Raw genomic sequence first — 12,191 nt, forward strand, 5'->3', positions numbered from 1 at the left:
GGTCTCCCGACATAGTATTCTATGGGAGGCCAGACGCGGGAGCGGGCCGGTGCCGCCTTCGCCGTCAGGCGAAGAACATCAACGCCCCTGGCTGCGCCAGCGCTTGACCACACGTTCGAGGATTTCGGCCTCTCCGCCGGTCTCGCGCCACAGTTTCGAGAAGAGCGGATCGCTCGACGCCGGGCGCTTCTCCTCTTCGAGCGTGTCGAGATAGACGCGGATCGGGATCGACACGCCCTCGCCGCAGACGATGCACTCGCGGTTGCGGAGCGCCGGGATCGAGTCGATGAAGCCGCGCGCGCCTTCGGGCATCGCCGCCTTGACGAAATGCTGGTCGCGTTCGTTGTTGAGGCGCATCGAGATGATCGTGCCGCACTGCGACAGCACGCCTTCGGCGAGGTCCGAGGGGCGCTGCGTGATCAGGCCCAGCGACACGCCGTATTTACGGCCTTCCTTGGCGATCCGTTCGAGGATCTTGCGGACCGCCTGCCCCTCGCCGACATCCTTCGCCGGGATGTAACGGTGCGCTTCCTCGCACACGAGGAGGATCGGGCGCTGCGGCTCGCCGCGCGACCAGATCGCATAGTCGAAGGTCAGGCGCGACAGCACGGCCACGACCACGGACGTGATGTCCGACGGAACGCCCGAGACGTCGATGATCGAGATCGGACGGCCATCCGACGGCAAGCGGAAGATCTTGCCGATGAAATTCGCCATGGTGTCCGCGACGAGCATCCCCGAGAACATGAAATTATAGCGCGGGTCGGCGCGCATTTCCTCGATCTTGCCCTTGATGCGCATGAAGGGCGCCGACGAGGTCGTCTTGTCGAGCTTGCCCATCTCGTTCTGCAGGATGTTGAGCAGGTCGGAGAGCAGATAGGGGATCGGCGAGTCGACGGTGATCTTGGTCATTCCCTCGGCGAGCCGGTTCTTGGTGCGAGCCTGCAGCAGGCAGCGCGCCAGAATGTCGCAGTCGGCCTGGCGTTCGCGGCCCTGCGCGGTGACGAACACCTCGCAATGTTCCTCGAAGTTCATCAGCCAATAGGGCAGCGCCAGATTGTCGACGTCGAACAACGCGCCGGTGCTCTTGAACGCGGCCGAATATTCGCCGTGCGGGTCGATCATCACGATGTGACCCTGCGGCGCGAGCTCGCAAATCTTGTGGAGGATCAGCGCGGCGCTGGTCGACTTACCCGTACCGGTCGAGCCCAAAAGCGCGAAATGTTTGCCGAGCATCGCGTCGACGTAGAGCGAGCCGCGAATATCCTTGGTCGGATAGACGTTGCCGATCTCGACATGCGCCCGTTCGTCGGCGGCGTAGATCTGCTTCAGATCGTGGCTGGTCGCCGCATAAACCTGGCTGCCCGGGATCGGATAGCGCGTCACGCCGCGGCGGAAATTATGAATACGGCCGGTAATTTTCTCCTCTTCGCCCTCGCCGAGGAAGTCGATCGTCGCGACGATCAGCCCCTCGCCGCGCTCGTGAAGCTGCTGGTCGCGGATGCTGGCGACGAGCCAGGTGCTGCCGACGCGGATCTTCACCTGCGCGCCGACCTGTCCGGCCATCGCCACGGCAGCGTCGGCGGAGGTCGACAGTTCGCCCAAGGTCGCAGCGTCGAGCAGGATGCGCGATGCGGAGCCCGAAATATCGATGACTTCGCCGATCAGCAGGTCGTCGCGGTGATGGTGCGTGGCCGGCGCGACCGCCGCCGCCGTGCCGCCGCCTGCGAGGCGCACATGCTGCGCCGCCGTCGTGTCACCGGCGCTGAAACCGCCGCCATGCATATCCATATTTAGCCCCGCCACTTGTTGTCCCGGGGTCGTTATCGCAGGCGAGAGTAAACAAAGCGCTTATGCTAAACGGCAAGATATCTCAGCGGCGGCGGAAAATGGCCGATGCGCCATAGCCGAGCAGCAGCGACAGCGCGACCGCGGTCAGGCCGTAGAGGAAACCGTGGCGCTGCGCCGCGAGGGCGACGAAACGCTCGAACCCCGCCTTGCGGATCTGGACGTCGCGCGACGCGACCGCGAGCACGCGGCCGCGGCTGATCAGATAGGTTTCGGCACGATAGGTGCCCACCGGCACGCGCGCCGGAACCGGGATGCGCGCGCGATAGAGCACGCCTTCGGTAATCTCGACCGCGCCCGGATTCTCATAGAAAAGTCCGCTCCGCCGATAGAGGTCGATCAGTCCGCTCTCGAAGCGCGCGAGCTTGCGCGCCTCCGAAAAGCCGGCAGGCGACATCGACAGATTGTCGAGGCCGAGTTCGAAGATCGCGGCGGTGCGTTCGTCGACCAGCTTGTCGATCGGCCGCGACGAACCGATTGCATAGAAGCCCGGCGACGTGCGAAGGCGGATGCTGTTCGCGTTGACCCAGATGCCCGCGACGCGGCGCTTTTCGCGAAGCACGATCGGGCGCACCGGTCCTTTCAGCACGACGACGATATCGGCGCGGTCGTCGGGAAGGCGCTGGCCGGGATAGAGGATCGCGCCGAACAGCAGCAATTCCTCGCCCGTGAAGCTGTACTGGATGTCGATCGCGCGGCTCGACACGTCGGGCACCAGCCGCGGATCGGCGGCCTGCGCCGGTCCCGCCGCGAACAGCGCAAAACCGAGGATCGAGGCGAGCGCGGGCCTCATTGCACCGTATAGATTTCGTCGGGGCGGATGAAGAGCCCGACGGCCATCCGCGCCGCGACCAGCAACACGATCGCCGCCAGCGCCATGCGCAGATATTCGGGCTTCACCTTTTGCGCGAAGCGCGCGCCGAACTGCGCCCCGGTGACGCTGCCGAGCAACAGCAAACCGGCAAGGACGATATCGACCGCACCTGTGGTCATCGCATGGACCATCGTCGTCGCGATCGTCACGAACAGGATCTGGAACAGCGAGGTGCCGACCACGACCTGCGTCCCCATGCCGAGCAGATAGAGCATCGCCGGGACCATGATGAAACCGCCGCCGACGCCGAGCAGCATGGTCAATATGCCGACCAGCATCCCGAGGATCAGCGGCGCGAGCGGCGAGATGTAAAGGCCCGAGCGATAGAAACGCCAGCGCAGCGGCAGGTTGGCGACCATCGGATGGTGGCGCCGCTTGCGCGCCGGAGCAGGCAATCCGGCCCGCGCGGCGCGGAGCGCGCCCCACGCCTCCCGCGCCATCAACCCGCCGACCGAACCGAGAAGAGCCACGTAAAGGATGTTGATCGCCGTATCGATCTGGCCCCAGGCCGTGAGCAGTTCGAACAGCCCCGCGCCGATCAGCGACCCGAGCAGCCCGCCCGCGATCAGCACCGCCCCCATCCGCACATCGACCCCGCCACGCTCGAAATGCGCGAGCGCGCCCGATACGCTGGCCCCGGTCACTTGCGTCGCCGCCGATGCCGCGGCGACCGTCGGCGGGATACCATAGAAGATCAGCAGCGGCGTGGTCAGGAAGCCGCCGCCGACCCCGAACATCCCCGACAGAAAGCCGACCCCGCCGCCGAGCAGGACGATAACGAGCGCGTTGACCGACAGATTGGCGACTGGAAGGTAGAGATCCATGGGCCCCGAAACATGCGTCTGCGGCGCAAAACTGCGCCGAGTCCCGAAACCCTAGAGCATTTTTCATCGCCGGGGAATCGGATGAACCAGCTAAATTTCGAACGCCCTAAAAGTCGGACGCAAGCGTGAGCGCAAAGCCGCTTTCGGGCTTTGCATTGCCCGCGACGCGCTGCCGCCAATCGAGCGCGATGCGGCTTCCCTGCCCGACATCGGGCAACCGCAATGTCAGGCGCGGCCCGACATCGACGCGCCGGGCGCCAGGCTGGATCGCACCCGCAACCAGCGCCCCGGCGCGAAGGGGAGCATCTTCGCCCCCGCCCAGCCGATGGTCGACCACCACCGCACCATCGGCAAAGCCATCGCGCCGCCGCGCGCCGACGACACCCCCCTGCGCATAGGCATCGAGTTTGAAACCGGCAGGCATCCGGACATCACTGACGCCGCCTGTGACCATCGCCGCCAAGGCGGTGCGCCCTTCGCTGCCGACCGCAAGGCGCTGTTCGACCGCGATATCGACGGGCAACCGGGCGATGGGGGCATAGGCAAAGCCGGCCGCCATTTCGCGCTGCCGCGGCTGGCGGAGCGCCATCACCGCGCGGCCATAGGCGCGCAGGCGGCCCGTTGCACCGAAACCGTAGGCAAGGCGGAGCCCGGCCTGCGACCCGCCAAGCTGGCTGCCCGCGCCGATATTCCCCGACGCATTTGCAGAATCTTCGCGCAAATAGACCCAACCTCCGAGCGACCAGCCCGCGAGCGGACGCTGCATCCAGAAAGGCTGGTCGGCGGTCGGTTCGCCGCGTGGAACGCCGGCGGCCGCAGGCAGGTAGCCGGCCGATGCCTGCGCCGGCCCTTGCGAGGGGAACACACGGGTCGTCAGCGCGGGCCGCATCGCATGGCGATCGAAAGCGCCAGCGTCGGCTTGGTCCAGGGCTGCCCTGTTCTCGTCGATTGGCGCGGAACGATCCCCGGTGGCCCGCCCCGCCGCCGATGCCATTGTCGGCCGGGCGCCAAACCCCTGTGCCGGAGATAGCGCCACCCGGTCGCGCCGCGGCGGCGCGGCGACGATCGACGGCGGAGCCCACCGGCCCGAACCCCGATCGAGCGCCTCGGGAATGGCCGGATTCCAGAGCATCATGACGCGCAGCGCGATCCATCCGCCGATGCAAAGCGCGAGAAAGCGGAGTGCCGAGGCATTTGCGGTCTGCGGCCTGCCCGGCTCGCGCGCGATCGTCATTCGCCTCGCCCCGACCGGACCGTCAGCGCAACGGCTTCCCCGATGTGGTGATCGGTCTTGTCCCAGATCACCGCGCCCGATCGCAGCATCTGCAGATACAGGACAATGGCCCGCCGCGCCGCGAGGATCGCGACGATATTGGAAACGAAGGCGCGCGGCACCGACAACAGCGCCTGCCGCGCCCCGTACCAGCGCCCGGCGAAATACATCCGCATCGCCAGCCGCCACAACAGAAGCGCCGCATTGATAATGAGAATCGCGCGCATCGCAGGCCCGATTTCCGCCGGTCGCCAGCCCAGCAGCGCTTCGCCGGCCCAGCCGAGCGCGACAAGGACGCAGCCAGCGTAGGCGGCGAGCAGGATAATCGCCGCCAACGGCGCGCGGCGGTCGCGCCACAGCATCCAGCGCGCGAGCCAGCCGCCGAGGCGCGAAGCCTCCGGCCGTCCGACCCGCGAACCCGGCCAGCCGAGATGGTCCCATCCGGCCAGCGCTATGCCCGTAATCCACCGCGCTTTCTGGCGGATCGCGGCCTCGAACGTCTCCGGGAAGCCGCCGCGCGAGACGATGCGATCATCCATCGCGTTCCGGATATCGACAAATGCGGCATCGAGGCCATAGGCGCCGATCAGCATCCCGACCTCATAATCTTCGGTCAGGCTGTCGGCGCGGAACGGATGGCCGCCACGCTCGATCGCAAGCAGCGCCAGCGCGCTCCGCGTCATCGCACAGCCGACTCCCGCCGAAGGCAGCGGAAGCCCGAGCCGCGAGCGCAGCGCCAGTTCCTTGCCATGCGCCTCGGCAAATTCGTCGCCATAATGCGCCGCAACCCATTGCCGACCGGACGCGACGTCCGGCACGACCGGGATCTGCACCATCGCACGCCCGCGCAGATGGTGGCGATAGAGCGCCAGCTCGTCCGGATGAACGCGGTCCTCTGCGTCGTGAAGAACGATCGCCGCATAGCGCATCCCCTCGGCGCGCTCGTCCTCGCCGACCGCCGCCCACAGCCGGTTGAGATTGTCGCCCTTGGTGGTGGGGCCCTCTTCGCTGCTGATGACCAGCCGCAGCCGCCGGTCGCGCGCGATCAGCGGCGACACCGAAAAGAGTGTCACCGCATCATTCGGGTAGCAGCCGACATAAACGCGATAGTCCTGCCCGCCCCACGCGGCGAGCATCGCCTCGAGCGTCGGACCGAGAACCCGCGCCTCGTCCCACGCGGGCACGAATATGGCGAAGGGGCCGTCGAGCGGCGGGCCCGCTGCGTCATCGCGCCGCGCGCCCGCGGCCGACCGCCCGCCAAGCCACATCAGATCGAAGAACAGATCGTCGAGGCCCATCAGCAGGATGCCGGCCGATGCAAAGAACATCAGCTCGCGGCCGCCGCCCTGGACCAGCCACTCCAACGATACAGCCGACAGCTCCACCCCGCTCGCCCGACCCCCCTTGACGGCGCCATGCCGCCGACCGCGCCTTGGGTAATCGCGACTTACTTTTTGTAAAGGGTGACGGACGCGTCCACGATCGCTAGGAAAGTGGAGTCAAACCTGTTGAAAGCGATCCGGTATTTTCCCGAATGTCCAGTAAATCCGCCCCTCGATCCGCCCTTCGCGACTTTCTGGAGAGTGAAAGCGCGGGAGGAATGCTGCTGATTTTCGCCGCCATAATGGCGATGATTGTTGCGAATTCGCCGTTCGCGGAGACCTATCATCATCTGATCCACGCCGTGACCGGGCCGGTCCTGACCGACAAGCTCGGTCCGATGACCGTGCATCTGTGGATCAACGACGGGCTGATGGCGATTTTCTTCCTGCTCGTCGGGCTGGAGATCAAGCGCGAGTTCGTCGACGGGCGGCTCGCGACATGGGACCGCCGGATCCTGCCGATGGTTGCCGCGGCTGCCGGCATGGCGGTCCCGGCGGCGATCTATATGGCCTTTGCCGGCGGGACGCCCGGCCTCGCCCAGGGCTGGGCGATTCCGGCCGCGACCGACATCGCCTTCGCGATGGGCGTCCTCGCCCTGCTCGGCAAACGCGCGCCGACCTCGCTCAAGCTGTTCCTCGTCACGGTGGCGATCGTCGACGACATGGGCGCGGTCGCGATCATCGCGCTCTTCTATACCGCCAAGATCAACCTCGTCGCGCTCGGCGCGGCGGCGGCGATCCTCGGCGTGATGGTCGCGATGAACCGCTTCGGAGTGAAGAGCCTCGCGCTCTACCTCGTCGCCTTCCTGATCCTCTGGTACGCGATGCTGCTGTCGGGCGTCCACGCGACCATCGCGGGCGTGCTCGCCGCGATGGCGATCCCCTTCGACCGGACGCCGGGCGCGCCCGACAGCGAAGAGTCGCCGCTGCACCGGCTGGAGCACGGACTGCATCCCTGGGCTGCCTTCGCGATCGTCCCGCTGTTCGGCTTCGCCAACGCCGGGGTCGATGTCCGCGGCCTTGGACCCGAGCAGATGTTCGCGCCGCTGCCACTCGGCATCGCGGCCGGGCTCTTCCTCGGCAAGCAGATAGGGATTTTCGGCAGCGTCTGGCTGGCCGTCAAATTCGGCATCGCCGGGCGCCTGCGCGGCGCGACCTGGCTCCAGATCTATGCGGTCGCGATGCTGTGCGGCATCGGCTTCACGATGAGCCTGTTCATCGGCGGGCTCGCCTTCCCCGGTGACGCGCTGCTGGTCGAGGAAGCCAAGATCGGCATCCTGATGGGGTCGCTGGTCGCCGCGCTCTCGGGCTTTGCCCTGCTGCGCCTTGCCCCGCCGCATCCCGACCATGACGCGATCGAAAGCCAGACGAACGCGGAAATCGCCGCCGATGGCGATGTACGCGATACGTCGGACAGCAAGGAACCGGCCGCCACCTGATGGACAAGCTCCCCTTCCTGCCCCTCCTCGCCGCCGCCTTGGGATCGTGCGCGTTCGATGCGCCGCCGCGTCCCGCCAATGAAGCGGGGATCGCATCGCTCGATGTCCGGCGCGGCCCCGCCGCGTCGCAAGCGCTCGATGCCATCGCCGCCGACTATCTGCGCCTGACGCTTGAGATCGGGACGCACGAGGACGGCTATATCGACGCCTATTACGGCCCGCCCGAACTTCAAAAGGCGGCCGAGGCGGCCCCGCGCGACAAGGATGAGCTGCTCGCGGCGACGCGCGACCTGATGGCGCGGACCGATGCCGCAGCGCGGCGGCTCTCCGATCCGCTCGGCCGCCGCCGCGCCGCCTTCCTGCGCGCGCAGCTGCGTGCCGCCGAAGCGCGGCTGATGATGATGCAAGGCACGCGCTTCGCCTTCGCCGACGAGGCCGAAAGGCTGTTCGGCGTCCGCCCGCGCCTGAAACCGCTTGAAACCTATGACGCTGAACTTGCGAGGATCGAGGCGCTGGTTCCCGGCGAGGGACCGCTCGCGACGCGGGTCGAGGCCTATCTCGACCGCTTCACGATCCCGAAGGAGCGGCTACAAAAAGTCTTCGACGTCGCAATCGCCCGCTGTCGCGGCCGCAGCGCCGCGCATATCCCGATGCCCGCGGGCGAGAGCTTCCGCCTCGAGTTCGTCACCGGCAAGAGCTGGAGCGGCTACAATTATTACCAGGGCGGCTATCACAGCCTGATCCAGGTCAACATCGACCTGCCGATCCGCCTGTCGCGCGCGCTCGACCTCGGTTGCCACGAGGGTTATCCCGGCCATCATCTGCTCAACATGAAGCTGGAAGAAGGGCTGGCGAAGGGGCGCGGCTGGAGCGAGTTCAGCGTCTATCCGCTCTACAGCCCGCAAAGCCTGATCGCCGAGGGCAGCGCCAACTACGGTATCGACCTTGCCTTTCCGGGCACCAGCAAGGCCGATACCGAGCGCGACGTGCTGATGCCGATCGCCGGGATTCCAGTGCCGTCCGACGATCGTTACTGGCAATTGCTGTCGGCGATCAAACGCGCTTCGGGCGCGCGGCTGACGATCGCGCAGCAATATCTCGATGGCGCGATCGACCGCACGACGGCAGTTGCGCTCACCCGGAAATATCTGCTCGTCTCGTCCGAACGCGCCGACCAGTCGGTGCGCTTCACCGAACAATATCGCAGCTATGTGATCAATTACGGCCTCGGCGAGACGATAGTCCGCGCCTATGTCGAGCGCGGCAAGCCGAGCCGCGACGAGATGTGGCGGCGCATGGCGAAGATCGTCAGCGAACCGACCTTGCCTTCGGATTTGCTCGGGCGGTGAGGCGGCGGATCACTCCGCAGCCATCGCCAGCTCGACTTGCTGCGGACCGCGGATGACGCCGCCGGGGGTCGGGCCCTGCATCTTGCCGTCCCTGAAGGTGACGACCCCCGACTTGATCGTTGCGACATAGCCGTCGGCCTTTTGCAGCAGGCGCTTGCCCCCCGCAGGCAGGTCGAAAGCCAGCCATGGCTTGCCAAGCTTCAGCTTGTCCATGTCGATGACGTTCAGATCGGCGAGATAGCCCGGCGCGATCACGCCGCGATCCTCGAGGCCATAGAGCATCGCGGTATCGCGGCACTGGCGCTTGATCGCATGTTCGAGGTCGATGCGGTTCCCCTTGCGGTCGCGGACCCAGTGCTGGAGCATGAAGGTCGGCGACGCCGCATCGCAGATCGTGCCGCAATGCGCGCCGCCGTCCGACAGGCTGTTCACCGTGTCGTCCGCCGCCTGCAAATCCTCGAGGAAATTGAGGTTGCCGTCGCGGTAGTTCAGAATCGGGAAATAGATGAAGCCCTTTCCGTCGTCCTTCATCAGCAGGTCATAGGCATATTCGGCCGGCGAGACGCCCGCCGCGGCGGCGCGGTGGGCGATGCTCTCGTCCATCCTGGGCTCGTAGTTGAAGTCGGGGTCCATCTCGAAATGGACCGGCCAGCCCTCGGCGACGACCATCAGGAAATCGAGAATGTCGCTTTCGGGCCAGACATTCGCCTCTTCGATCATGCGCCTCTTGAACGCCGGGTCCTTCAGATGCGCGAGTTGCCGGTCCCACGGCAGATCGATGATCTCGTTCCATGCGGGCTTGAAGCGGAAGGGATGCACCGTCCCCTGCCACGCCATGATCACGCCATTGCCGCGCAGCGCGATTTGCGCGACGATGTTCGCACCGGCCGCATTCTGTTTGCGCATTTCGGAAATCTGTTCCTCGAGCGGCAGCTCCTTGGCGATCGACTGGAGCGCGGCGAAGGTTACGGGAAGCCCGGTTTCGCGGCTGAGATCACCCATCCACTGGAATTCGTTCCACTCGCGCTTCATGTCGCTCGCCATTTCGAACACGCCATAGCCGACGCGCCCCATCGCGCGGCCGATCGCGACCAGTTCCTCGGCGGTCGCGGTTGTGCCGGGGACGAGTTCGCCGTCGACCGACTTGTGGAGCACGGTGCGGCTGGTCGAGAAGCCGAGCGCACCCGCGCGCACCCCCTCCTCGACGATGCGCGACATCTCCGCGATATCCTCGGCGGTCGGGATCGCGCCGGGCTTTTCCCGGTCGCCGAGCACATAGGCACGCACCGCGCCGTGCGGGACGTGGCAGGCGACGTCGACGGTGCGCGGCAGCTTCTCGAGCGCGTCCATATATTCGGGGAAGGTCTCCCAATCCCAACTCATGCCTTCGGCGAGCGCGGTGCCGGGAATGTCCTCGACGCCCTCCATCAGCGAAATCAGCCACTCGTGGCGGTCGGGCTTGGCGGGCGCAAAGCCGACGCCGCAATTTCCCATCACCACCGTCGTGACGCCGTGCCAGCTCGACGGCGCCATCTCTTGGTCCCAGGTCGCCTGCCCGTCATAATGGGTGTGGACGTCGACGAAGCCGGGGGTAACGATCTTGCCGGCCGCATCGATTTCCTCGCGTGCGGGGCCAAGGTTCCTGCCGATCGCGACGATGCGGTCGCCCGCCACCGCGACATCCGCAACGAAAGGCGCGCCGCCCGTTCCGTCGACGACGGTGCCGCCGCGTATCACCAGATCATGCATCCCGACTCTCCCGTCTATTTGGTTTCTAGGTGAAACCTATCACCAAAATCAGGATGTGCAAATTGTGGCGCCGGACGCGTTCGAGGGCGCTATGATGGCGCCACAAACCATAAGGAGTCGATGCCATGATCCGTCCGCTGACCCTTGCCCTCCTGCTCGCCCTCGCCGCGCCGCCGGTCGCTGCGAAACAGGCCGCTGCCCCCGACTATACGGCCGCGCTCGCCGACCCGGCGCGCCCGGCCGCCGACCGCGATCGCGACGCGGCGCGCCAACCCGCAGAGCTGCTCGCCTTCGCCGGGATCACGCCGGGCCAGAAGGTCGGCGATTTCGTGATGGGCGGCGGCTATCTGACCCGCATCCTCGCGGGCGCGGTCGGACCGGAGGGCAAAGTCTATGCCTTCCAGCCCGCCGAATTCATCGCCTTCAAAAAGCAATATGGCGACGATCAGGCCGCGATCGACACCGCTTATGCCAATGTCGACGCGGTCGCCGGACCGTTCGCGGCGCCCGCCTTTCCCGAGCCGCTCGACGCGATCGTCACCGTGCAGAATTTCCATGATCTCTATCTCAAACCCTTCCCCGAGGGCACGGGCGCCAAGGCGAGTGCGGCGCTGTTCGCCGCGCTGAAGCCCGGCGGGACGCTGGTCGTCGTCGACCATAGCGCCGCCGCGGGCAGCGGCACGACGCTGTCCGACAGCCTGCATCGCATCGACAAGGCGGCAGTGGTCGCGGCGCTGACCGCCGCGGGATTCAAGCTCGATGCCGAAAGCAACCTTTACAAACGGGCCGACGATCCGCTTACCGCCAACGTGTTCGACCCAAGCATCCGCGGCAAGACCGACCAGTTCACGCTGCGATTCCGCAAACCAAAATGAGGTAACAAAGCCCGATCATGAGCAGCGACGACGACGATTATGTCTATGACGAGGCGAGCGGCGAATGGCTGCCCGCCAGTCAAGCCCGCGCCCGCGCCGAAGCCGCGAATGCGCTTCCGCAAGCGAAGGATGCGGTCGGCAATGTGCTGGCCGACGGCGACTCGGTCGTCCTCGTCAAGGATCTGCCGGTGAAGGGCGCGGGGCAGACGCTGAAGGTCGGGACGGTGATCAAGTCGATCCGGCTGACCTCCGATCCCGGGGAGATCGACTGCCGCTACGAAGGCATCAAGGGTCTCGTCCTGCGCACCGAGTTCGTGAAGAAGCGCTGACTGCGGATGCGCGCCGCCGCATCAGCGGCGCCGTTTCTTCCGATGCCTGTCGCACCATTTGCCCGCGAGTTGCAGCGCCAGGGGGTCGGCACGCGTTCGTCGGCCCCGGCCGTCGCCACAACCTCCCCGGCCCGCGCAAGGCCCGCGACATGCCAAAAGCGGGAAATCGTTAGAGTGCGTTCGGTCTTGATTGAATCAAAACCGGCACTCCAGATTCTTGTTTTGCCGTGTTTTCCGAGTCGTCAGGTG

General features: G+C 66.4%; 10 protein-coding genes. 4 read left to right on the forward strand and 6 right to left on the reverse strand.

Going from position 1 to position 12,191, the window contains the following annotated elements; translation table 11 throughout:
- Window positions 1–78: 78 nt before the first annotated feature.
- The 5 genes from J1N50_RS00520 to J1N50_RS00540 form a co-directional block, all read right to left on the reverse strand.
- Window positions 79–1,791: an ATP-binding protein gene (locus J1N50_RS00520; RefSeq protein WP_215349024.1), complete on the reverse strand. Its 1,713-nt coding sequence runs from the start codon at window positions 1,789–1,791 to the stop codon at window positions 79–81.
- Between the two features lie 82 nt (window positions 1,792–1,873).
- Window positions 1,874–2,641 (reverse strand): TIGR02186 family protein, encoded by a 768-nt coding sequence (locus J1N50_RS00525; protein WP_215349026.1) that lies wholly within the window; start codon window positions 2,639–2,641, stop codon window positions 1,874–1,876.
- Window positions 2,638–3,546 (reverse strand): sulfite exporter TauE/SafE family protein, encoded by a 909-nt coding sequence (locus tag J1N50_RS00530; RefSeq protein WP_215349029.1) that lies wholly within the window; start codon window positions 3,544–3,546, stop codon window positions 2,638–2,640. Before J1N50_RS00530 ends, J1N50_RS00525 begins: the two co-directional genes overlap by 4 nt.
- Before the next feature lie 106 nt (window positions 3,547–3,652).
- Entirely contained in the window at window positions 3,653–4,780 is a 1,128-nt protein-coding gene (locus J1N50_RS00535) for a hypothetical protein (protein WP_215349032.1), read from the reverse strand.
- On the reverse strand, window positions 4,777–6,204 hold the full coding sequence (locus J1N50_RS00540; protein ID WP_215349035.1) for a glycosyl transferase family protein: 1,428 nt from the start codon (window positions 6,202–6,204) through the stop codon (window positions 4,777–4,779). Before J1N50_RS00540 ends, J1N50_RS00535 begins: the two co-directional genes overlap by 4 nt.
- Before the next feature lie 149 nt (window positions 6,205–6,353).
- On the opposite strand from J1N50_RS00540, the gene nhaA reads away from it, so the two are divergent.
- Both nhaA and J1N50_RS00550 read left to right on the forward strand, forming a co-directional pair.
- A complete protein-coding gene (gene nhaA, locus J1N50_RS00545; RefSeq protein WP_215349038.1) occupies window positions 6,354–7,640 on the forward strand; it encodes a Na+/H+ antiporter NhaA in 1,287 nt (428 codons plus the stop codon).
- Complete coding sequence (locus tag J1N50_RS00550; protein ID WP_215349041.1) at window positions 7,640–8,989, forward strand: hypothetical protein; 1,350 nt, start codon at window positions 7,640–7,642, stop codon at window positions 8,987–8,989. The genes nhaA and J1N50_RS00550 overlap by 1 nt, the downstream gene beginning before the upstream one ends.
- 9 nt (window positions 8,990–8,998) lie before the next feature.
- Here the strand turns inward: J1N50_RS00550 and J1N50_RS00555 are convergent, their stop codons facing one another.
- Window positions 8,999–10,738 (reverse strand): N-acyl-D-amino-acid deacylase family protein, encoded by a 1,740-nt coding sequence (locus J1N50_RS00555; RefSeq protein WP_215349044.1) that lies wholly within the window; start codon window positions 10,736–10,738, stop codon window positions 8,999–9,001.
- Window positions 10,739–10,863: 125 nt separating this feature from the next.
- On the opposite strand from J1N50_RS00555, the gene J1N50_RS00560 reads away from it, so the two are divergent.
- Together J1N50_RS00560 and J1N50_RS00565 are read left to right on the forward strand one after the other, a co-directional pair.
- Window positions 10,864–11,613, forward strand: a complete 750-nt coding sequence (locus J1N50_RS00560; RefSeq protein WP_215349047.1) for a methyltransferase — start codon at window positions 10,864–10,866, stop codon at window positions 11,611–11,613.
- Window positions 11,614–11,630: 17 nt separating this feature from the next.
- Window positions 11,631–11,942: an alkylphosphonate utilization protein gene (locus J1N50_RS00565; protein WP_215349050.1), complete on the forward strand. Its 312-nt coding sequence runs from the start codon at window positions 11,631–11,633 to the stop codon at window positions 11,940–11,942.
- Window positions 11,943–12,191: the final 249 nt, after the last annotated feature.

Source organism: Sphingopyxis soli, assembly GCF_018682675.1.
Lineage (GTDB): Bacteria > Pseudomonadota > Alphaproteobacteria > Sphingomonadales > Sphingomonadaceae > Sphingopyxis > Sphingopyxis soli.